Source organism: Dermacoccus sp. BD5 (assembly GCF_044878485.1).
Lineage (GTDB): Bacteria > Actinomycetota > Actinomycetes > Actinomycetales > Dermatophilaceae > Dermacoccus > Dermacoccus nishinomiyaensis.
The window spans coordinates 43,811-65,648 of the sequence record NZ_JANJER010000001.1; the positions used below are offsets into that span (position 1 = coordinate 43,811).

At 70.0% G+C, this 21,838-nt stretch carries 22 protein-coding genes; 6 read left to right on the forward strand and 16 right to left on the reverse strand.

What is annotated here, in order from left to right:
- Positions 1-115: 115 nt before the first annotated feature.
- The 3 genes from NQ706_RS00190 to NQ706_RS00200 all read left to right on the forward strand — a co-directional run bounded on the left by NQ706_RS00190 (position 116) and on the right by NQ706_RS00200 (position 3,458).
- A complete protein-coding gene (locus tag NQ706_RS00190; RefSeq protein ID WP_038567866.1) occupies positions 116-823 on the forward strand; it encodes a B3/4 domain-containing protein in 708 nt (235 codons plus the stop codon).
- Positions 824-1,002: 179 nt separating this feature from the next.
- The gene (locus NQ706_RS00195) at positions 1,003-2,502 is read left to right on the forward strand and encodes an AMP-binding protein (protein WP_038567864.1); all 1,500 of its coding nucleotides are present in this window, start codon (positions 1,003-1,005) and stop codon (positions 2,500-2,502) included.
- Positions 2,499-3,458, forward strand: coding sequence for a phosphotriesterase (locus NQ706_RS00200; RefSeq protein ID WP_006945246.1), 960 nt, complete (start codon positions 2,499-2,501; stop codon positions 3,456-3,458). Before NQ706_RS00195 ends, NQ706_RS00200 begins: the two co-directional genes overlap by 4 nt.
- A gap of 121 nt (positions 3,459-3,579) precedes the next feature.
- Here NQ706_RS00200 and NQ706_RS00205 read toward each other — a convergent pair whose 3' ends face one another.
- The 4 genes from NQ706_RS00205 to NQ706_RS00220 form a co-directional block, all read right to left on the reverse strand.
- Positions 3,580-3,822, reverse strand: coding sequence for a hypothetical protein (locus NQ706_RS00205; protein WP_038567862.1), 243 nt, complete (start codon positions 3,820-3,822; stop codon positions 3,580-3,582).
- 247 nt (positions 3,823-4,069) lie between these two features.
- Positions 4,070-4,222 (reverse strand): ribbon-helix-helix protein, CopG family, encoded by a 153-nt coding sequence (locus NQ706_RS00210; protein WP_038567859.1) that lies wholly within the window; start codon positions 4,220-4,222, stop codon positions 4,070-4,072.
- 143 nt (positions 4,223-4,365) lie between these two features.
- Positions 4,366-7,170, reverse strand: coding sequence for an aconitate hydratase AcnA (gene acnA / locus NQ706_RS00215; RefSeq protein ID WP_038567856.1), 2,805 nt, complete (start codon positions 7,168-7,170; stop codon positions 4,366-4,368).
- A 251-nt stretch (positions 7,171-7,421) separates the two neighbouring features.
- A complete protein-coding gene (locus NQ706_RS00220) occupies positions 7,422-8,705 on the reverse strand; it encodes a class I SAM-dependent RNA methyltransferase (protein ID WP_081873634.1) in 1,284 nt (427 codons plus the stop codon).
- Between the two features lie 84 nt (positions 8,706-8,789).
- Between NQ706_RS00220 and NQ706_RS00225 the strand changes: the two genes are divergently transcribed.
- A complete protein-coding gene (locus NQ706_RS00225; RefSeq protein WP_006945206.1) occupies positions 8,790-9,530 on the forward strand; it encodes a TrkA family potassium uptake protein in 741 nt (246 codons plus the stop codon).
- Between the two features lie 41 nt (positions 9,531-9,571).
- Positions 9,572-10,273 carry a TrkA family potassium uptake protein gene (locus NQ706_RS00230; protein WP_006945289.1) on the forward strand — a complete coding sequence of 234 codons (702 nt, stop codon included), beginning with the start codon at positions 9,572-9,574 and terminating at the stop codon, positions 10,271-10,273.
- A gap of 18 nt (positions 10,274-10,291) precedes the next feature.
- Here NQ706_RS00230 and NQ706_RS00235 read toward each other — a convergent pair whose 3' ends face one another.
- From NQ706_RS00235 to NQ706_RS00270, 8 genes are all read right to left on the reverse strand, one after another.
- Positions 10,292-11,146 (reverse strand): DUF3159 domain-containing protein, encoded by an 855-nt coding sequence (locus NQ706_RS00235; RefSeq protein WP_404360154.1) that lies wholly within the window; start codon positions 11,144-11,146, stop codon positions 10,292-10,294.
- Entirely contained in the window at positions 11,143-11,541 is a 399-nt protein-coding gene (locus tag NQ706_RS00240; protein ID WP_051805820.1) for an OB-fold nucleic acid binding domain-containing protein, read from the reverse strand. The genes NQ706_RS00235 and NQ706_RS00240 overlap by 4 nt, the downstream gene beginning before the upstream one ends.
- Positions 11,541-12,407 carry a DUF3710 domain-containing protein gene (locus tag NQ706_RS00245; RefSeq protein ID WP_038567850.1) on the reverse strand — a complete coding sequence of 289 codons (867 nt, stop codon included), beginning with the start codon at positions 12,405-12,407 and terminating at the stop codon, positions 11,541-11,543. Before NQ706_RS00245 ends, NQ706_RS00240 begins: the two co-directional genes overlap by 1 nt.
- Before the next feature lie 2 nt (positions 12,408-12,409).
- The gene (dut, locus tag NQ706_RS00250; protein ID WP_038567848.1) at positions 12,410-12,895 is read right to left on the reverse strand and encodes a dUTP diphosphatase; all 486 of its coding nucleotides are present in this window, start codon (positions 12,893-12,895) and stop codon (positions 12,410-12,412) included.
- 2 nt (positions 12,896-12,897) lie between these two features.
- Positions 12,898-13,194: a DUF4193 domain-containing protein gene (locus NQ706_RS00255; RefSeq protein ID WP_006945221.1), complete on the reverse strand. Its 297-nt coding sequence runs from the start codon at positions 13,192-13,194 to the stop codon at positions 12,898-12,900.
- 99 nt (positions 13,195-13,293) lie between these two features.
- The gene (locus tag NQ706_RS00260; RefSeq protein ID WP_051805818.1) at positions 13,294-14,172 is read right to left on the reverse strand and encodes an inositol monophosphatase family protein; all 879 of its coding nucleotides are present in this window, start codon (positions 14,170-14,172) and stop codon (positions 13,294-13,296) included.
- 4 nt (positions 14,173-14,176) lie between these two features.
- On the reverse strand, positions 14,177-15,295 hold the full coding sequence (locus NQ706_RS00265) for a ferrochelatase (protein ID WP_038567846.1): 1,119 nt from the start codon (positions 15,293-15,295) through the stop codon (positions 14,177-14,179).
- Positions 15,292-15,930, reverse strand: coding sequence for a trimeric intracellular cation channel family protein (locus NQ706_RS00270; protein WP_038567845.1), 639 nt, complete (start codon positions 15,928-15,930; stop codon positions 15,292-15,294). Before NQ706_RS00270 ends, NQ706_RS00265 begins: the two co-directional genes overlap by 4 nt.
- Before the next feature lie 87 nt (positions 15,931-16,017).
- Between NQ706_RS00270 and sepH the strand changes: the two genes are divergently transcribed.
- Positions 16,018-17,745, forward strand: a complete 1,728-nt coding sequence (gene sepH, locus NQ706_RS00275) for a septation protein SepH (protein WP_051805816.1) — start codon at positions 16,018-16,020, stop codon at positions 17,743-17,745.
- Here the strand turns inward: sepH and NQ706_RS00280 are convergent.
- From NQ706_RS00280 to NQ706_RS00295, 4 genes are read right to left on the reverse strand one after another with little or no spacing between them, the layout of a single operon-like run.
- Positions 17,714-19,333: an MFS transporter gene (locus NQ706_RS00280; RefSeq protein WP_038567843.1), complete on the reverse strand. Its 1,620-nt coding sequence runs from the start codon at positions 19,331-19,333 to the stop codon at positions 17,714-17,716. The genes sepH and NQ706_RS00280 overlap by 32 nt on opposite strands.
- A 6-nt stretch (positions 19,334-19,339) precedes the next feature.
- The gene (locus tag NQ706_RS00285) at positions 19,340-20,065 is read right to left on the reverse strand and encodes a thymidine kinase (protein ID WP_038567841.1); all 726 of its coding nucleotides are present in this window, start codon (positions 20,063-20,065) and stop codon (positions 19,340-19,342) included.
- Positions 20,066-20,076: 11 nt separating this feature from the next.
- The gene (locus tag NQ706_RS00290) at positions 20,077-21,195 is read right to left on the reverse strand and encodes an alkaline phosphatase family protein (RefSeq protein ID WP_038567839.1); all 1,119 of its coding nucleotides are present in this window, start codon (positions 21,193-21,195) and stop codon (positions 20,077-20,079) included.
- An 8-nt stretch (positions 21,196-21,203) separates the two neighbouring features.
- Positions 21,204-21,806, reverse strand: a complete 603-nt coding sequence (locus NQ706_RS00295; RefSeq protein ID WP_006946865.1) for a DUF5998 family protein — start codon at positions 21,804-21,806, stop codon at positions 21,204-21,206.
- Between the last annotated feature and the right edge of the window lie 32 nt (positions 21,807-21,838).

Consider the following 21,838-nt stretch of genomic DNA (forward strand, 5'->3'; position numbering starts at 1 on the left):
GTGCGTCACGCCCGTGAACAGGGGCGCTGCGGCAGCACCGGTGCGGCCACCGCCTCGAGACACAGCCCCACCCGGGGGCACCCACGCGTCGTGTCGTCCGCGCGAGAATGGGCCCATGACTTCTTTCGACGCCTGGCTCGAAGCCGCTTCCATCGATGACTCTGTGCGCGAACTGCGCCCCGATTACCGTGCCGTTCTCGTCGTCGCGCGGGGCCTGCACGGCGGTGCGTCGAACGAGGAGAGCGAGACGCTGCTGTTCGCCGCCGAGGAGCACGTACGCGGCATGCTCGAGCACACCCCTCCCGAGGAACTGCCGCACATCGCGGCCTGGCGCGATGCGTACCGCGCGTTCGGCGCGAAACCGCAGCGCACACGCAACTCGGCGGAGGCGCTGCTGCGCCGAGCCGACGCCCTCCCCCGCGTCAACGCGCTGACGGATGCCTACAACGCGGTGTCCGTGCGTCACCAGACGCCCCTCGGCGGTGAGGATCTCGACGCCTACGACGGTGCGCTGCGCCTCACGCGCGCCACCGGCGACGAGGAGTTCTCGACGATGTCCTCGGGCGCCGAGACGATCGAGCACCCCGACGCCGGCGAAGTCGTCTGGCGGGACGACGCCGGCGTCACCTGCCGCCGTTGGAATTGGCGTCAGTGCTATCGCACGCGTCTGACGTACGACACGACGAACGCGATCTTTATCTGCGATGTCCTCGACGTCGAGCCCGGCGACGGCGAGCAGCGCGCTACCGAGGTGCGCGACGCCCTGTGCGAGGCGCTCGAGGCCGTCAGCCCCGGAGTGACGCTGACGAGTCGCATCCTCTGATCCATCGGCGGCGCCGATGGTGCCCGGGTTTCGCGACATCGGTGCCCCGTTTCCCGGGCAACATCGGGGCGGGCGACGTCACGTCGCGCGCCTGCCGACTCACTCGAACTGCCGAATAACGCCCAAGAGTCGCCTCTCACCTCTACCGTGATTCACATCACGATGACATGAGGTGACGCATGCCGAACATGGCCGACCCGATCTGGACGCACGCGACGGGCGCACCGGAGCGCCCCGCGCTTCGCAGCCCGAGCACGACCTGGAACTACGCCACGCTGCGGGACAAGGTGGCCGCGTTCGCGGGGCATCTACGTGACCGCGGCATCAGCCAGGGCGACCGAGTCCTGCTCATCGCCCCCTCCGTTCCGGAGTTCGCCGTCGCCTACTACGCCGCGCAGGCCGTCGGGGCGATTGTGGTGACTCTCAACACGATGTCCACTCCCGCAGAGATCGAATACGTGGCGACGGACTCGGGCGCTCGGCACATCGTCGCGTGGCACGCGAGCGCCGTGGCTGGCGAACGCGTCGCGAGCAAGCTGACGATGGACCTCGTCATCCTCGATGCCGGCGCCGGCGCCGCCACGCGGGCTCCGCTCGACGAGCCGGTCGAGCGCGCTGACGACGACACGGCCATCCTGCTGTACACCTCCGGCACGACCGGCCGCCCCAAGGGGGTGCAGCTGACGGTGGCGAACCTGTTCGCTGTGGCGAGCGCGTTCATCACGCAGCTGAACTTCGCATCGACGGAGAAGTTCGGTACCGCGCTCCCCCTGTTCCACGTCTTCGGTCAGTGCGTGTGCATGAACACCGTCATGCTGGCCGGCGGGTCGTTCTCGGTGCTCTCTCCCTTCGAACCACGCGCGATGTTGGCGATGATCCGCGACCACGAGATCGACGTCGTCGCGGGTGTGCCGACGATGTGGAACTACCTCGTCCACGTCGAGGGCGACTTCGGACCGAAGGACTGCCCCGACCTGCGCCTCGCGGCCTCCGGCGGTGCGAGCCTGCCCGTCGAGGTCATCGCCGCCTTCGAGCGTCGCTTCGCCTGCACCATCCTCGAGGGGTACGGCCTGACGGAGACGACGGGCGCCGCGAGCTACCACCGCGACGGCATCGAGCAGCGCGCCGGCACCGTCGGCGTCGCGCTGCCCGACACCGAGATCGTCATCGAGAGCCTCGACGGGCGCCGCGCGCCCGTCGGTGAGGTCGGACAGGTGCTCGTCAAGGGCCCGACGGTCATGAAGGGGTACTGGAACAACGAGGCGGCCACCGCCGCGGATCTGAGCGACGGTTGGCTGCGCACCGGCGACCTGGGCCGTCTCGATGGGGACGGCTACCTGGCGATCGTCGACCGGGCGAAGGACCTCATCATCCGCGGTGGGTACAACGTCTACCCCCGCGAGGTCGAGGAGGTGCTCTACAGCCACCCCGACGTCGTCGAGGCAGCCGTCATCGGCGTGCCGGACGAGCGCTACGGCGAGGAGGTCGCAGCCGTCGTCGTCCTGGCGCCGGGGCGCGAACTGAGCGCCGACGAGCTGCGCGCGTGGCTCAAGGAGCAGCTGTCCGCGTACAAGGTGCCCCACCTCATCCGCTTCGACGACGCACTGCCCAAGGGCGCCACCGGAAAGATCCTCAAGCGCGCCATCGAATGGACCACCGACGAAGGAGCAACACCATGACGCAGGTCCAGACCGTCACAGGCCCCATCGACGTCGAGCAGATGGGTGCGACTCTCGTCCACGAGCACATCTTCGTGATGAACGAGGAATACCGTCTCAACTACGCCGAGTGGGACGAGCATGCCCAGATCGCCGATGCCGTCGAGCAGCTGACGCAGCTCGAGGGGCTCGGCATCGACACGATCATGGATCCCACCGTGCTGGGGCTCGGGCGCTACATCCCGCGAGTGCAGCGCATCGCGCAGCAGGTGAAGCTGAACATCCTCGTTGCGACGGGCGTCTACACCTACAACGAGGTGCCGTTCCAGTTCCACCACAGCGGGCCGGGGCTGTTGTTCGACCAGCCCGAGCCGATGGTGCAGCTCTTCCTGAAGGACCTCAACGACGGCATCGCGGACACCGGAGTGCGTGCCGCATTCCTCAAGTGCGCCATCGAGGAGCAGGGCCTGACGCCCGGCGTCGAACGCGTCATGCGTGCCGTCGGCGCGACGAGCGCGCAGAGTGGCGCGCCGATCACGGTGCACACGCACGCCGCGAGCGAATCGGGGCTCGTCGCGCAACGCGTGCTGGCAGAGGAAGGCGCCGACCTGAGCCGGGTCATCATCGGTCACAGCGGCGACTCGACGGACCTCGACTACCTGTGCCGCCTCGCCGACGCAGGCAGCTACCTCGGCATGGACCGCTTCGGCCTCGACGTGTTGCTGCCCTTCGAAGAACGCGTCGACACCGTCGCGGAATTGTGCCGACGTGGGTACACCGAGCGCGTCGTCCTCGCGCATGACGCGTCGTGTTCCATCGACTGGTTTCCCGCCGAGGCACGCAAGGCGGCCGCGCCGAACTGGAACTACCGCCACATCAGCGAGGACGTCCTGCCGGCCCTGCGTGAGCGCGGCGTCGAGGATGCTCAGATCACGACGATGCTCGTCGACAACCCGCGCCGCCACTTCGGCGGCTGACCCTGGCGCCGAGCACTCCGGCACCTGTGTCCGCACGAAACCCGCCCGAAGGTTGAGGTGATTCGCGCCTCATGGAGCGCGAATCACCTCAACCTCCCGCGCCGCCGAGGGGCCCGCGGCCTCAGACGGACGCAGCGTCGGCGAGTCGTTCGTAGCCGTAGAAGTCGCGCTGGCGTTCGTTCACCCAGACGCGAGGCCCGTCGGGGGCGCTGATGAGCGCGGTGCGCCCATAGGTCTCGTCGACGATCTCGACTTCCACCCCGGCCTCGCGACACAGGCGCTCGAGATCGTCGAGCGCGTCGATCTGGAACGACAGTGCGGCACCGCCCTCCCCCTCGTGGACGAGCACCTCGCCGCCGCCCACCGCGGCCAGAACGTCATGCGCGGCTTCGAGATCGGGGACGACGACCTGCTACGCGCAGGAGCCGACCGGCGCCTCGTCGGAGGCGGCATGCACGCCCAGCAACCCACCGCCCGGCATCTCGAACTCGGCGTACTCGGGCGAGGTCACGACCGGGTCGCCTCCCAAGGCCCGCGCCAGGTCACTCCGTCGCTGGACATCCCCGGTGAACACGATCTGCCTCACCGCCACGCGCTGCATGCCCTGCTTTTCATCGCTTCTCCTCGAGGTAGTCGCTCATGACGCGCTCGACGAAGGCGGACAGGCTCAGCCCCTCGTCGATGCTGCGGTGCTTGATCTCTCGAACCAGGTCGGCAGGTAGGTAGACGTTGAACTGTGTCTTCTTCAGACGACCCTCGACCATCACCCCTCCTCGTTAGCTTGCCAGCAATGCAGCATGGACGACGACGTTACCGAGTCAGAAGCAGGAAGTTGCTTGACACGACGACGCGGCCCGGCTCCCCGAAGGGGAACCGGGCCGTCGCTCGTGCTGGTGGGTCAGATCGCTCAGGCGGCGTTCTTCACCAGGTTGCGCAGCACGTACTGCAGGATGCCGTCGTTGCGGTAGTAGTCGGCCTCACCGGGGGTGTCGATGCGAACGACCGCGTCGAACTCGATCGGCTCGGAGCCGTCCTTCGTGGCGACGACCTTGACCGTCTTCGGCGTCGTGCCCTCATTGAGCGCCTCGATGCCGGTGATCTCGAACGTCTCGGTGCCGTCGAGGCCCAGGTCGTCCGCGGTCTTGCCGGCCGGGAACTGCAGCGGCAGCACACCCATTCCGATGAGGTTCGAGCGGTGGATGCGCTCGAACGACTCGGCGATGACGGCCTTGACGCCGAGTAGACGCGTGCCCTTGGCAGCCCAGTCGCGCGAGCTACCCGAGCCGTACTCCTTGCCACCGAGGACGACGAGCGGAACGCCGGCCTCCTGGTAGGCCTCGGACGCCTCGAAGATCGTCGTCTGCTCACCACCGTTGAGGAAGTTGCGCGTGAAGCCGCCCTCGACGCCGTCGAGGAGCTGGTTCTTCAGACGGATGTTCGCGAACGTACCGCGCACCATGACCTCGTGGTTGCCGCGACGCGAGCCGTAGGAGTTGAAGTCCTTGCGCTCGACACCACGCTCGGCGAGGTACTTGCCCGCCGGGCTGTCGGCCTTGATGTTGCCGGCCGGGCTGATGTGGTCGGTCGTGACGGAGTCGCCGAGCTTGGCGAGCACGCGAGCGCCCTTGATGTCGGTGACCGGCGTCGTCTCCATCTTCATGCCGTCGAAGTAGTTCGGCTTGCGCACGTACGTCGACTTCTCGTCCCAGGCGAAGGTCTTGCCCTCGGGCGTCTGCAGGCTCTGCCAACGCTCGTCACCGGCGAAGACGTCGGCGTACTCCTTCGTGAACAGGTCCTTCTTGATCGCGCCCTTGATCGCGGCGTCGACCTCCTCGGCGGACGGCCAGATGTCCTTGAGGAACACGTCGTTGCCGTCGTCGTCCTTGCCGATGGCGTCGTTCTCGAAGTCGAAGTCCATCGTGCCTGCCAGCGCATAGGCGATGACGAGCGGCGGGGAGGCGAGGTAGTTCATCTTGACGTCGGGGCTGATGCGGCCCTCGAAGTTGCGGTTACCCGACAGGACGGCCGTCGCGGTGATGTCGTTCGCGTTGATCGCGTCCGAGATCTCCTGCTCGAGCGGACCCGAGTTACCGATGCAGGTGGCGCAGCCGTAACCGACGAGGTAGAAGCCGACCTTCTCGAGGCTCTCCCACAGACCGGCGGCGTCGTAGTACGCCGTGACGACCTTCGAACCAGGCGCCATCGACGTCTTGACCCACGGCTTGCGCGTCAGGCCCTTGTCGGCGGCCTTCTTCGCGAGCAGACCGGCGGCCATCATGACCGAAGGGTTCGACGTGTTGGTGCACGACGTGATCGAGGCGATTGCCACGTGACCGTGGTCGAGCGTGAACGAGCGACCGTCGTTCATCTTCACCTCGACCGGCTTCGAGACACGGCCCTCGGCCGACGGCACCGCGGCCTCGACGGGCGTGACGGGCGTGGAGTTGTCAGCCTGCTCGTCGCTGCCCGGCTGCACCGGGTCGGAGGCCGGGAACGTCGTGCCCTCGACGCCGTTGCCCTCGACACCCGAGGTGTAGCTCGGCAGCTGCTCGCGGAAAGTCTTCTTCGACTCGGACAGGATGATGCGGTCCTGCGGGCGCTTCGGGCCGGCGATCGACGGGACGACCTCGCCGAGGTCGAGCTCGAGGTACTCGGAGAAACGGGGCTCGTTGCTCGGGTCGTGCCACAGGCCCTGCTCCTTGGCGTAGGCCTCGACGAGAGCGACCTGCTCGTCGTCACGGCCCGTCAGGCGCAGGTAGTCGAGCGTGACGTCGTCGATCGGGAAGATCGCACACGTCGAACCGAACTCGGGGCTCATGTTGCCGATCGTCGCGCGGTTGGCGAGCGGAACCTCGGCGACACCGTCGCCGTAGAACTCGACGAACTTACCGACGACGCCGTGCTTGCGCAGCATCTCGGTGATCGTGAGGACGACGTCCGTGGCTGTGACGCCCGGCTTCGTCGAGCCCGTCAGCTTGAAGCCGACGACGCGCGGGATGAGCATGGAGACGGGCTGGCCGAGCATGGCCGCCTCGGCCTCGATGCCGCCCACGCCCCAGCCGAGCACGCCGAGGCCGTTGACCATCGTCGTGTGCGAGTCGGTGCCGACGCAGCTGTCGGGGTAGGCCTTGCCCTCGCGCACCATGACGGTGCGGGCGAGGCGCTCGATGTTGACCTGGTGGACGATGCCCGTGTCCGGCGGGACGACCGCGAACTCGTTGAACGCCGTCTGGCCCCAGCGCAGGAACTGGTATCGCTCCTCATTGCGCTGGTACTCGATCTCGATGTTCTTCTCGAACGCCTGCGGGTTGCCGAAGTCCTCGATGATGACGGAGTGGTCGATGACCATCTCGGCCGGGGCGAGGGGGTTGATCTTCGCCGGGTCGCCGCCGAGGTCGCCGACGGCCTCACGCATCGTGGCGAGGTCGACGACACAGGGAACACCGGTGAAGTCCTGCATGATCACGCGCGCCGGCGTGAACTGGATCTCGGTGTCGGGGTCGGCGTTCTCGTCCCAGTTGCCCAGAGCAGCGATCTGCTCCTTCGTGACGTTCGCGCCGTCCTCGGTGCGCAGCAGGTTCTCGAGGAGAACCTTGAGGCTGTACGGGAGGTTCTTGCTGCCCTCGACCGTGTTGATGCGGTAGATCTCGTAGCTGTTCGAGCCAACCTCAAGGCTGCCCTTTGCTCCGAAGCTGTCCGTGCTCTGACTCACGCCGACTCCTTCGTCTGTTGCCTGGGCACGCACCCCTCGGGCACGCGTCCGCGTCATTTATCTTGACGTCAAGATAATCAAATCACACGCCGGGAACGGGCCTCAGCAAAGGCATGCCTAACTTCGACAGCCCGTCGTGACGCCGCTCTCACGATCGATCGTAGGCCGATCCGACGCGCCTGTCTGCCCGTGCGCACACTTGGTCGCGCCTGTTCCTGCTCACTGCGTGCGCGCCGAAGAACGGCTGACGATCAACCCCGCGGACGCAGCGTCGCGATGCACTCGACGTGCTGCGTCATCGGGAACGCGTCGAAGCCGCGCAGGTTCGTCAGCTCGTACCCGTGCGACACGAAGTAGCCGAGGTCGCGCGCGAGTGCTGCCGGGTCGCACGCCACGTACGTGACGACGCGCGGTGCGAGGCCGACGATCGTCGCGACGACATCGCGTCCGGCACCGGCGCGCGGTGGGTCGAGGACGACGACGTCGGCGCGCTCCAGCGGCAGGCGCGCCTTCTCCACGGGTGAGGTGACGAGGTCGACGTGGCGCGCACCGCCCATGTTGGTGCGCGCGTGGTCGACTGCGTCCGCGTCGGCTTCGACACCGACGACGCGCCCGTCAGGCCCGACGAGGTCGGCGAGCGCCCGCGTGAACAGGCCGACACCGCAGTACAGATCGAGGGCGCTCTCCCCCGGCTGCGGGTCGGTCTCGTCGATGACGGCGTCGAGGAACGTCGCCGCGGCGCCCGGGTGGACCTGCCAGAAACCGCGGGCACTGACGTCGAACTCCGCACTGCCGTGCGCCGATTCGACGACCTCGCGGACGGTCGGCGTCGTCTCACCCTTCGGCTGAGGCAGTTCGATGCCGATGATGTCGTCGCCGACACTCGGGCGCACCAGGTCGAACCCGGTGACGCCGGCGTCGAAGCGTTCGTGCAGGGCGGGTGTGAACCCGGCATCGGCGATGAGGCAGTCGTCGATCACGACGAGGCGGTGCGAGCGGTGCTCACGCAGTCCGGCCACGCCACCGTCGACGGCGAGTTCGAGGCGGGTGCGCCAGCGCAGACCTTCGGCTATCGGGCCGTCACCGGGCAGGGCCTCGACGGTGAAGTCGGGGAAGCGTGCGTCGACATCGAGCTTCGCGATGCGGGCGAGCTGTTCGCGCACGACGTCGGCCTTGAGGCGGCGCTGCGCGTCGAGACTCGCGTGCTGCCAGTCGCAGCCCCCACACAGGCCCGGCCCGGAGAACGAGCACGGCGGCGTCACCCGATCCGGTGAGGCGCCGAGGATCTCGATGGCGTCGGCGCGCAGGAACTTGGACTCGCTCGTGCCGTCCGTGATGCGCGCGACGACGCGCTCCCCCGGCAGCGCGTGACGCACGAACACGACGCGCCCGTCGTGACGCGCGACGCAGTGACCACCGTGCGCGACGTTCTCGACGTCGAGCTCGAGGCGCTGCCCCTCCATCGCAGTGCCCTTGCGGGTGCGTCGACGGTTCTGCGCGCTGCGGCGCCCGGGTGCGGTGCGAGAGGTTGCCATACGCCCCAGGGTTCCTGTCGTCGCCGCGAAACGCAACGAAGGTGGGCTTGGCTCGGATGGACACGGCTTCGATAAGGTCGAAGCGTGCACTACGTCATCATGGGTTGCGGTCGCGTCGGCTCCTACCTCGCGCGCAACCTCCAGGACGCCGGCCACTCCGTCGCCGTCGTCGACCGCGACGAGGCGGCGTTCCGTCGCCTGCCGAGCTCGTTCGAGGGCAGGCGTGTCGTCGGCATCGGTTTCGACCGCGACACCCTCGTCGCCGCGGGCATCGAGCAGGCGTATGCGTTCGCCGCCGTGTCCAGCGGCGACAACTCGAACATCCTCGCCGCACGCGTCGCGCGCGAGACGTACGGCGTCGACCACGTCGTCGCCCGTATCTACGACCCGGGCCGCGCCGAGATCTACGAGCGCCTCGGCATCCCCACCGTCGCGACGGTGCGCTGGGCCGCCGACCAGGTGATGCGGCGGCTCGTACCGCAGCAGGCCGTCACGGTCCACCAGGACCGTACGGGCAGCGTCAGCATCGTCGACATGCCCGTGGACGCCGCGTGGATCGGAACCCGCTACCGCGACCTCGAAGCCGCGACGGGCACGCGCGTCGCGTACGTCGCGCGCACCGGCACGGCGCTGTTGCCACGCGAGGATCTCGTGCATCAGGACGGCGACACCGTGCATCTCGTCCTCGCCACCCGCGACGTCGAGCGTGTCGAGGCCGTGCTCGCGGCACCGCCGTCGAGCATCACGGGTGTGCGCCCTGCGTCGTCAGGAACCGCGTCCTCCGGACATGCAGAAGCGTCCAACCCGACGACCCGCCGGCCCTGAGTCGACCCGCCGCCCGTCCGATCCGAACCGAAAGGCCCAGCATGCGCGTCGTCCTCGTCGGAGCAGGCAGCGTCGGACGTTCCATCGCCCGCGAACTACTGCTCAACGACCACCAGGTGCTACTCATCGACAAGTACGCTCGCGAGTCCCGCGTGCAGTCGATTCCGGAGGCCACCTGGCTGCTCGCCGACGCGTGCGAGGTCACGACGCTGCACGAGGCCCAGCTCGAGGCAGCCGACGTCGTGGTCTGCGCGACCGGTGACGACAAGGTCAATCTCGTCGTCTCTCTGCTCGCCAAGACCGAGTTCGGCGTGCCGCGCACCGTCGCACGCGTCAACAACCCGAAGAACGAGTGGATGTTCGACGACGGCTGGGGCGTCGACGTCGCCGTCTCGACGCCGCGGCTCATGACGGCGCTCGTCGAGGAGGCCGTCAGCGTCGGTGACCTCGTGCGCCTGTTCGAGTTCCAGCAGGGCAAAGCGACGATGGTCGAGCTGACGCTGCCCGCTCACGCGCCGTTCGTCGGCAGCCGCGTCGACGAGGTGCACCTGCCCGCCGACTGCGTGCTCGTCGGCATCATCCGCGACCAGCTGCCCATCGCACCGAGCCCGCACGACACCCTGCATGCCCTCGACGAACTGCTGTTCCTCGCGACCCCGTCGGCCGAGCGCGAGCTCGCGGCGACGCTGACGGGCCGGCGCCCCGAGGAGATCTCGACCGTGCACTCCGACCCGCAGGCCTGAGGCCGCTCTGGGCTCGCGTCAGCGACCCTCGTCGGTCTCGACGGGCCCGCTGTGCTGCCCGCGCCCGAGGTTCTCACCGCAGGGGATGTTCTCGGCGCGCGCGTTGTTCTCGGCGCGCGCGTTGTTCTCGGCGCGCGCGTTGTTCTCGGCGCGCGCGTTGTTCTCGACGAGCCCCGTGTGCTCGGCGTGTTCAAGGCGCTCGTGGCCCTCGGGGTCGTCGTGCAGCAGCGGGTCGTGCGACTCGAGCGGCGTCTCACCCTTGACGAGCAGCAGCACCATGAGCCCGAGCGCCGCGAGGTACAGCGGCCATCCGAGCACGATCTTGCAGACGCCGAGCGCGGTGACGTCGTCGGCGAGGTACAGCGGCACCATGACGGCGAGACGGATGGCGAACAGCGCGGCGAACACCCACGTCAGGCGCGTGCAGACGCGCACCATCGAGTGGCTGCGCTGCCATGCCGTCGGGTCGTCCTTGAGGTTCGGGTCGCCCCCCGCGACGATGAAGCCCACGAGCGGCCAGCGCACGGCGATCGACAGCACGCTGATCGCGAGCATGACGCCGCCCTGGATGAGCCCCGGCAGGAACACGTCGGAGGCGTGCCCGGAGCGCTTCGCGAGGAACGCCGCGAGGGCCGTCGCGAACGCCGCCATGAGCACGAACCTCAGCGTCTGACGCTGCACGAGACGCAGCAGCGCGGCGAGGACGAGAACGGCGCCGGCGGCCAGCAACGCGGCGTTGAGGTTCTTCGTCGCCGTCCACACGATGACGAAGGCGACGGTCGGCAGCGCGGCCTCATAGGAACCGCGCCAGCCGCCCATCGCGGTTGACAACCGCTCGCGGATGACGGCCTCGACGGTGTTCGGTGCGTTCACGGCTGCTCCTCGGTGCGTGGGCTCGGCACCAGTTCGTACGCGGGGTTGAAGATGGCAGGCCGGGTGCGGTGCGTCGCGGCGAGACCGCGCGCCCGCACGACGACACCGGGCTCGATGCCGCCGATGTGGCGTCGCCCCAACCACACGAGCGCGACCTCGTCGCCGTCCGCCTCACGGACCTGGGCGACGACGGCGGGCACGTGACCGTCCGCGGCTCGCTCGTCGACGGAGGCGATGACGCCCTCGACGACGCGCGGTGTGCGCACCGGCGCGAGGCCCGGCATCGACGCCGGTTCGCGTTCCGGTGGCGAGTCGAGGCGGTGCGAGCCTCGCCGGCGCTCGACGCGGCGTCGCAACCCGGTGGGCGCGACGCGTCGCGCGAGCCACGGACGCATCAGCGGGTCTCCGCGATCTCCGGGCCGCGCTCGAGGGGGCCGACGGTGGGGGCGTCGGTGTGCTGTTCGTGCTCCTGCGCGCTTGCCTGAGCCTGCGCCATGAGCTCGGGCGGCAACGTCAGTTCGAGCAGTTCGCGCGGGGCGCGCGGGTCGGAACCACGGTGCACGACCACGGTGCGGACGAACTCCATCGCGCGGGCTGCGGCGCCGTCGTCAGTGGCTGCGTCACCGGAGAGGACGGCGCGCAGGAACCAGCGCGGGCCGTCGACGCCGACGAACCGAGCCGGCGAGAACGTCGTGCGTCCGTCGGGTCCCTGGCTGGGCATCCGCACGTGCAGTTCCGTGCCGAGCGGTCCGTCGACCTCCTCGGCCGTGCCTCCGCCGGCGACGATCGCCTCGGCGATCTCGCGCCGGATGCCGTACCAGACGCCCGTCGTCTTGGGCGCGGCGAACACCTGCAGCTGCACCGCGGACGTGCCGGCCTCGCCGAAGACGGCCGTCATGCCCGTGAGGGTCTGGGACGTCTCGTCGACGTCGAGGCGCAGCTCGATGTCCGCGGTCGGCACGAGGCGCAGCGAACCGAAGTCCATCTCATCGCGCGTCGGGGCCGAGGCGGAGTCGTAGGGGCCGTCGCTCAGGTCGACCTCCTCCCGCGGACGCAGCTTCGAACGGCGTCGGCGCGCAGCCTCGTCGTCCTCGGCGCTCGGCTCGTCGAGGTCGACAGCGTCGGCATCGAGGTCGCCGGCGTCGAGGTCATCAACGTCCGTGGAAGCGTCGTCGGCGGGCGTGGTCGGTTCGACCTCTTCGCTCGTCGCAGCGTCCTGCGCCGCGTCGGCGCCCTTCTTGCGTCGTCCGAAAACGGCCATGTTCACTTTCCCTCTCGCTGGGGCGCGCGCCCCGTGTCGAAACCACCGCTGGAGCCGTGGCCGGATTCACCGCGTTGCGTGCTCGTCAGCGATTCGACGTGCTCGAACACCACGGGCTCGACGCGCTGGATGACGAGCTGGGCGATGCGATCGCCGCGTGAGATCGTGAAGGACTCGCGCGCGTCGGTGTTGATGAGGTTGACCTGGATCTCGCCGCGATACCCCGAGTCGACGACGCCCGGTGCGTTGAGCACCGTGATGCCGTGGCGCGCCGCGAGCCCCGAGCGGGGGTGCACGAAACCGGCCCAGCCAGGCGGCAGTGCGAGCGCGACGCCCGTCGGGACGAGCGCACGGTGGCCGGGCGCGAGCGTCAGGCCGATGCGGGCACGCAGGTCGGCGCCCGCATCGCCGTCGTAGGCGTAGGCGAGCGGCTCGAGACCGGCGTCGAGCTGGAGCACCTCGACGTGCAGGGCTTCGGCGGCACGCATCCTCAGGCGCAGTCGCTGCAGACCGGCAGGCCGCCGTCTTCCTCGGCGAGCTGGCTGCGGTGGTGGACGAGGAAGCACTTGCTGCAGGTGAACTCGTCGGCCTGACGCGGCAGGACTCGGACGGACAGCTCTTCGCCGGACAGGTCGGCTCCCGGCAGCTCGAAGCCTTCGGCGTGCTCGGTCTCGTCGACGTCGACGCTGCCGGACGACTTGTCGGTTCGCCGGGACTTCAGCTCCTCGATCGAATCCTCGTTGACGTCGTCGTCGTTCTTGCGGGGGGCATCGTAATCAGTTGCCATCAGTGTTCTTTCTTCGCTACGTGCGTGATGGTGGGCGAAGCGCCCCCATCACTTGATTCCCCGCTGTAACGCGCGGCTGAGCCATTTTGTGCCCGCATACTAACGCGCCGCGGGGAAAAGGCAACCGCGAAGCGCCTCGTGAATCTTCGGGGTCGACGCGACGGCCATGGTCTTACCCGCGGGTAGCCCGGGCATGCCGCTCATGAGAGCGCCCGCCTCGGTTGCGATGACCTGGCCTGCGGCCTGATCCCAGGCGTTGATCCCCGACTCGTAGTACGCGTCGAGAATGCCCTCCGCGACGAAGCACAGGTCGATGGCGGCCGCGCCGGCGCGACGCACGTCACGCACCCGCGGCAGCAGCGATGCGAGCATCTGCCCCTGCTCGCGGCGTTTGTCGGCCTCGTAGCCGAACCCTGTGCCGACGAGGGCAAGCTCGAGCCGCTTGCACCCGCTGACGGCGAGCGGGCGTCGCCGTCCCGCCCGGTCGACGACCTCGGCGCCCTGGCCGTGGCCCGCGACGTACGTGCGATCCAGCTCCGGAGCCGCGACGGCGCCCGCGACCGGCAGCCACGCGCCCTCGCGGGCGGTGTCGCCGACGCACACGGCGACGGAGACGGCGTAGAACGGGTGGCCGTAGAGGTAGTTGACGGTGCCGTCGATCGGGTCGATGACCCACGTCAGCCCGGACGTGCCGGCGCTCGCTCCGTCCTCCTCACCGAGGATGGCGTCGTCGGGGCGCGCCGCGGCGATGCGCGCGCGCAGCACTTCTTCGCTGCGACGGTCCATGACGGTGACGACGTCGACCTCGCTCGACTTCGTGTCGGCGACGCCGAGCGCGTCGGGGCGTTCGTCGACGATGAGCTCGCCCGCCTCGCGCGCGAGGTCGAACGCGAGATCGCGCAACACGCGCACCGTCGCGTCATCCGGCACGAGGTGCGTCAGCGCGCCGAGGCCGTGCCCGCCGGCCTGTTCGCTCACCGCGTCAGTCCCGGCCGCACAGCGCCGGCTTCGCGGCGCGCAGGTTGGGGCAGCAGCCGGGTTCGCAGACGCTGGGTCGCGCCTCGCCGGGCCACGCGGGGTGCTCGGGCGATTCGCCGCGTGTCTCCGCGGCGCGTTCCTCGAGCAGGTCGACGAGGCCATGGACGAACTCGGGGTCGACGCCGACCGTCGGCACGCGACGCATCGTCAGCCCCAGGCGCTCGGCGGTCTCGGCGGCCTCGGTGTCGAGGTCGAACGCGACCTCCATGTGGTCGGAGACGAACCCGATCGGCGCGACGACGACGTGCGTCACACCGCGCTCGGCGAGGTTCTCGAGGTGGTCGTTGATGTCCGGTTCGAGCCACGGCTGCGACGGCGGGCCCGAACGCGAGCAGTACACGAGCGCACCTTCGAGCTCGCGTGACAGCGTCGCGTTGGCCTCCGAGAGGATCGCCGCGCCCAGCTCGTCGTGCTGCTGCCAGTACAGGTTGCCGTCGCCGTCACCGGGGCCGGAGGTGTCGTCCATCGCGAGCGGTATCGAGTGGGTGACGAACACGACCTGCACCTGCTCGTCGGGAACGCCCGCGAACTCACGCAGGGCGTCCGTCACGAGGCGCGTGTTGGTGCGCGCGAAGCTCGGGTGCGTCGCGAACTGACGCACCTTGTCGATGCTCAAGGCGCCCTCGGGGACGCTGCCGTCCTCGGACAGCTCGTGCGAGGCCGCCGCGAGATCCTCGCGGTACTGACGGCACGAACTGTAGGAGGAGTAGGCGCTCGTCGTCAGCGTGACGACGCGGCGCGCGCCGCCGGCGTACGCCTCGCGCAGCGTGTCGGCGAGGAACGGTTCGGAGTTGCGGTTGCCCCACACGATCGGCGTCGTGATGCCGCGACGCTCGAACTCGGCGCGCAGCGCCGCGATGAGGGCACGGTTCTGATCGTTGATGGGGCTGCGCCCACCCATGATCTCGTAGTGGTGCGCGACGTCGGCGAGCCGCTCGTCGGGGATGCCGCGCCCGGCCGTCACGCGGCGCAGGAACGGCATGATCTCGTCGGCCTTCTCGGGGCCGCCGAACGAGGCGAGCAGCACCGCGTCGTAGGGCTCGAGGGCGTTCGCTTCGGTCATGGGCGATCTCCTGTTCGAAGGGGCTGCGGCGCGTTGAGGTCGAGGATGACGGCCACGATGCGCAGCACGAAGACGATGACGACGCAGCACCACAGTACGGGCACGCTGTAGTGGTGGCTCTCGTGGGCCACGACGACGAGGGACGAACCGAGCAGCGCCGGCACCGCGTACAACTCGCGGCGCAGCACCTCGGGGACCTGGCCAACGATGACGTCACGCATGAGCCCGCCGCCGACGGCCGTCAGCACGCCGACGAAGATCGACGTCGTCGCACCCATCCCGTACGACAGCGCCTTGATCGATCCGGCGACGCAGAACAGGGCGAGACCCGCGGCGTCGAGGATGCGCACGAGGCGCGCGATGCGGCTCACCTCGGGGTGCAGGACGAACGCACAGATGCCGGCGAGCAGGCAGACGCCCATGAGGCGCCAGTCGCTGACGCCGACGGGCGGCGTCTGGCCGATGAGCAGGTCGCGCAGCACCCCACCGCCGAGGCCTGACATGCCGGCGAGGACGATGACGCCGAGTACGTCGAGGCGTTTGCGCACCCCGACGAGCCCGCCCGACAGGGCGAAGACGAAGACGCCGACGAGGTCGAGGACGAGCTGCAACGAGTGGCTTTGCGTGAGCACCATGGCAGGCGACACGCTACCGCGGGCGGGGCGGCCTCCCGGAATCGTTCGTGGGAGCATGGCAGGGTAACGCCCAAGGTCTGGTTACGGATGGAGTTCGTCGTGCAGGAATTGCGTTTGGTGGGGGTCGCGGAAGACGGGGCGAACCTCCTGCTCGCCGACGGTGACGGCGGGCGCTTCACCCTCGCCATCACCGACGAGTTGCGCACGACGATCCGGCGCGATCGTCGTGAGCCGGCCAGCGCCGACCGCCAGGCCAAGCAGGAGAACCCGCTGCGTCCGCGCGACGTGCAGGGCCTCATTCGCGGCGGCGTGCCGCTCGAGGAGATCGCCGAGCGCGCCGGCTGGTCGCTCGAGAAGGTGCAGCGCTACGAGGGCCCGATCCGCGCCGAGCGCGACTACGTTTCCGAACTTGCCCAGAGGGTGCAACTGTTCGGTCGCGGTGAGACGACGACGCTGCGCGAGCGCGCTGACCGCCGTCTCGCCGAACGCGGCGTCGAGGCCGAGCGCGTCGTGTGGGACAGCTGGAAGAACGACGACACGCACTGGACCGTCATCGTGCGTTTCCCCGCAGGCGGCCGTCAGCGCGAGGCGACGTGGCTGTTCGACCCGGTCAACCGCGCGCTGCGCACCGTCGACGACGAGGCCCGCTGGCTCGGCGGCGACGAGATCGCCGCGGCCGACGAGGATTCCCCGGAGCGTCAGAAGGCCGCCGCCCGCAAGGGCGGCGCCCGCACGCACCGTGACGCGCCCGTCTACGACGTCGAGGCCGAAGGTGGCCTCGCCGAGGCCCAGGACCCGCACCTCGGTGCGCGCCTGTCACCCTCCGACCCGCGCGCCGGCGCCGGTGACCTCACCGCGTCGATGCGCGCGCGTCAGGCCAGCCGCGGCCGCGGCCGCTCGTCGTCGCAGCGTTCGAGCGGCGGCGCGGGCACGACGTCGGCGACGTCACGGGCCACCCAGTTGCCGGCGTCGATGGCACCGACCGAACGCACCGAGCGCATCGACGTGGGCACGACTCCCCCGCCGCTGCCCTCTCACCCGCGTCCCGAAGAACTCAGCGAATCCGGCGACGAGTCGCGTGAGGCGCCCGTGAATACCGCTGGGGGCGAACGTGATTCGTCGGGTCGTGACGGCGAAGCCGTCACGAGCGATGCGGTGACGACGAGTGCCGCGGGTTCTGGTGCCGACGCTCGGGGCGTGACCGGCGCGAGCGACGACGACTCGCACGCCGGCGCGCAGAGTGACGACACGAACAGCGAGACGTCGCGCCATGAAGACGTCGACGAGGCGTCCGGCAAGGCCGCGCGCGGCTCCCGTCGTCGCAAGTCGCGCCGCCCGCGCGCCCGCGTCGAACAGGCATCTGCGCGTGGCGCACTGCGCCATGACGACGACGAGCACGACGAGTCGCTCTTCGGCGAACTGCCCGGCCACCACGACGGTGGCGACGTCTACGAGGACGACGCCATCGGCGCGGAGCACGACGGCGAACACGAGTTCGATGACGTCGCGACCGACTCGTCCGCGGAATTCGACGAGGAGGTAGCGGCACAGGCCGAGAACGAGTCTTCCGACGATGCCGAGAAGAGCGCGTCGGCGGCCGACGAGGAGACCTCCGGCACCGACACCCGCGAAGCTGCGCCGACGAAGAACGACACCACGTCGAAGGACGCGTCGTCGAAGGGCACCTCGAAGGGCACCTCGAAGGGCGCCTCGCCCGCGGTGCCGCCGCGCGCGAGTCAGAGCCGCAAGAGCTCGCGTCCGAGCGTGCCGAGCTGGGACGACATCATGTTCGGGGGCCGCGGCCCCAAGAAGTGAGGCGCGGACCGCGCCCTGCGTTCCATGCGACGACGAGTGCGGTCCACGTCAGCAGCACGACCGCGGCGGCGTACATGCCGATCGTCGCGTCGGTCGGGATGATGCAGGCGAAGATGCCGCCGAGCACCCACGCGAGCTGCAGCACCGTCTCCGATCGCGCGAAGGCGCTGGTGCGCACGGCCTCGGCGAGATGATCCTGGATCAGCGTGTCGAGCGCCAGTTTGCCGAGCGCCTGCCCGAGGCCGGCGACGAGCCCGACGATGACGGCCGTCATGAGATCGAAGTGCACCGCGGCGACGACGACGGCCGCGGTGTCCGCGAGCAGGCACGCGAGGATGACGACGCGCGGCGCGAGCGCGCGCACGACAGCTCCGGCAACGGAACCGAGCGCGTTGCCGATGGCGGCGGCGCCGACGACGATGGCGAGCAGCGTCGTCACCTTGTCCTCCCACCCGGGCAGCGGATGGGTCTTCATGAGGAACGCCATGAACATCGTGAGGAAGCCGCTGACCCAGCGCAGCCCGGTGTTCGTGCGCAGCGCAGCGACGACGGCGGGCGGCATCGTCAGCTTCGGGGCACGCAGTGAACCGTCGTGGCGGTCGGAGTCGATGTTCGCCGGCAGCAGGATTGCGAGGATGGTGCCGAACACGAACAGCAGGAACGCGGCGCGGAACGCCCACGTCGCCCCGAACAGCGCGGCCGCGCCACCGGCGAGCGGGCCACCGATCGTCGCGCCCGTGACGCCCGCGAGGCTCATGCGGCTGTTGGCGCGCACGAGGCTCATCCCGTCGGGCAGCAACCGCGGCGTCGCCGATGATCGGGTGACGATGTAGGCCTTGCTCGCGACGAGGATGGCGAGCGCCGCGGGGAACTGCCAGACGGAGTCGCGTTCGATCGCGTCGGCGAGCACCCAGCACAGGAAGCCGCGCAGCGCGAACGTCGCACCCATCGCCCACCGACGGCCGTGACGATAGCGGTCGAGCAGCGGCCCGACGAGGGGCGCGACGATGGCGAACGGCAGCATCGTGAGGACGAGGAAGAGCACGACGTGGCTCTTCGCCTCCCCCGGCTGCGCGGAGATGAACAGCGTCCCGGCGAGTCCGACGGTGACGGCGGCGTCCCCCGCGTTCGACAGCGCGTGCACCTCCATGAGGCGCCCCAGGCCGCTCTCGCCGGCGCCCTGGGCGTTGCTCGCGCGGCGGGCGGCGCGCAGGGACGCCTTCGTCGCCCCCGCGCTCAGGCGAGCAGCACCACGCACGCCCTGGCCGGCGAGGCGCCCCGCGGCGAGTGCACCACCGGCCATGCGTCGGGCGTTGTCGGATGCGGACGTTCCGGCCGTGCCCTGGGTGGCGTCAGGCGCCGGGCCGTCTGTCTCGTCGCCTCGATTCGATGCAGCCGCGCGCCCGAGCTCGCGCGTCTCGTCCAGCCCACGGGTGTCACCGCGCGCGGTCGTCTCGTCCCACCCGCGGGTGTCATCGTCCGCGGCGGGTCGTCCGGCGCGCCAATTCGGAGCGTACGAACCGCGCGCCCAGTACGGCGTCGTGTCGTCGGCGTCGTCGTCTCGAGGGCCGGAGCCTGGCGTGGACATGGCGACTCAGGGGCCTTCGTGTGCCGTCGACAATTCGCCCGCAGGCTCGGACGCGACGAACGTCGAGGCGGGCACCGGGCAGACGTCGAGGTCGAACGGCATCTGCTGCGCCCCGATCGTGCGCGCGGCATGTGACGTCATGCGACGCATGAAGTGGCGCCGGCACAGTACCTCGTACTCGACGAGTGGCGTCTCGCCCTGGTCGCCGGTGTCGCCGACGACGACCTGCTCGCCCTCGACGACCATCGTGCCGTCGACGACGCGGGCGTTGTGCGTCGCGCGCTTGCCGCACCAGCACAACGCCTCCACCTGCAGCAGCTGTGTGCGGTCGGCGAGTTCGAACAGGCGACGCGAGCCGGGGAACAGTTGGGTCTTGAAGTCGGCGGTGATGCCGAACGCGAAGACGTCGACGTCGAGTTCGTCGACGACGCGCGCGAGCTGATCGATCTGCTCGGGCTCGTAGAACTGCACCTCGTCGGCGATGACGTAGTCGAGCTCGCCGAGGGTGACGCGCGCGGAGACGGCGAGATCCCACAGGTCGAGGCCGGCGTTCACCTCGAGGGCCTCGCGGCGCAGGCCGAGGCGGGAGGAGATGACGGCCTCACCGGCGCGGTCGTGCTGGGTGAGGACGATGCCGCGACGGCCGCGCGCGGCATGGTTGTGATCCATCTGCAGCGCCAGCGTCGACTTGCCGCAATCCATCGTTCCGGTGAAAAACACGAGCTCAGCCACGGTCAGTCACCCTAGCGCGCGCCGAGGTGGAGGAACGGCACGTCGAGTTCGTCGGGCGTCATCGCACCGTGCTGGCCGAGCAGCGTGAGCACGCGGTCGCTCATGACACGCGAGTCGACGTACCCGCGCGCGCTCGTGACGGAGACGACGACGTCGCCGAAGCGTCCGGCGGTGGCGGGATCGAGCGCGCCGACCCAGCCGGCGTCGGCGAGCTGTTCGCGGGTGAAGACGTGTCCGTGCGCGCCGATCTCGGCGCGCCAGCGCGATTCGACGTCCGCGAGCGCCCCCGGCTCGACGTACAGGTGCAGCGCGCGCATCTCTCCCCCGACGCGTCGGACGCCGTCGCGCAGGTGCGGCGTCGTCGCGATGTCGACGCGCGCGTCGAGGGGGACGTCGACCATGCCGTGGTCGGCGGTCAGCGTGAGCGATGTGCCTGCGGGGCGCCCGAAGTCGAGGCGCGCCATCGCGTCGTCGAACACGGCGAGCTCGTGCGCCCACTGCGGCGAGCCGACGCCGTGGACGTGGCCGGCCTTGTCGATCTCGCCCCAGTAGAGGTAGACGAGTCGGTGACCGCGCCGGGTGGCGGCCAGCGCCGCGTCGACGCGGTCGTCGAGCCCCTCGGCCGGGTAGAACGTCGCGCCGCGCAGGGCGGCGTTCGTCAGGCCCGAGCCGTCGAAGTAGCCGGGTCCGATCATGGCGGGACGCAGCCCGGCGGCGTCGGCGCGTTCGAACACCGTCGGGTTCGGTTGCCACGCCTGCGGATTCGGCCCGTCCTTCCACGTCAGCTCGTTGAACACGCGCCCCGTCGCGGGGTCGACGACGAGGTAGCCGGCCAGGCCGTGCGCGCCGGGGGGCAGGCCGGTGCCGAACGTGCCCATCGACGTCGCCGTCGTCGTCGGGAAGCCCGCGGCGAGGGTCTGCATCCGCTCGAGGTGCTCGCGCAGGAACGGTGCGTGCGCGCTCTGACGGCGCAGCAGCCGCGCGCCCAGCCCGTCGGCGAGGACGACGATCGCCGCGCGCGCCTGCGGCAGCTTGCGCCCGGCCCCCGCGAACGCGACGGGGTCGAGGCTGCGTGCCACGGACGGCAGCACACCGGCGAGCCCGTCGGCGTCGTAGCGGGGAGCCTTCATCGCGGGCGTCAGCGGGCCGCGGAGCCGACGACGGCCGACAGGGCGTGAGCGAACGTCATCGCCTGCTGCAGGTGACCCTCTCCCTCGGCGTCGGCGGAGATGCGTAGGCTGATGTCGTCGCCGGTGATCGTGCCGTCGTAGCCGTGGTCGGCGTCGCAGTTCGGGTCGCCGCACGTCGCGGGCAGCAGGTCGATGCGGCTGATCGTGCCCCAGCCGATCGTCAGCGTCACCTCGCGCCCGAGGCTGCCGGAGCGGTAGCGCTCCGGGGAAGTGACGACGTGCGTCAGCGTCACGCCGCGCACGAACGACAGCGCGACCGTCTCCGACGTCGCCGTCACGGCCTGACGCGTCGAGCGCACACCCCCGGCGGCTGAGTCGTCGTGGTCGTCGGCGTGAACGATGACGAGCTTCGTCGGCGTCAGCACGAGCACCGTGATGTGACGCAGCAGTTCGTCCTGCTCGAAGGTCGTCTCCACGTGCACGAGGTGCTGGCGCACCTCGTCACCGGCGAGCGCGGTGGCCACGACGTCGCGCACGAGCGCGGGAAAATAGCCAGCCTCGTCGATGGCACGAGCGAGGTCGGCGGGAAGGTTCTGAGCCATGCCTGCCATCATCCCATCCTGCGGCCCGCGCTCGCCTCTGG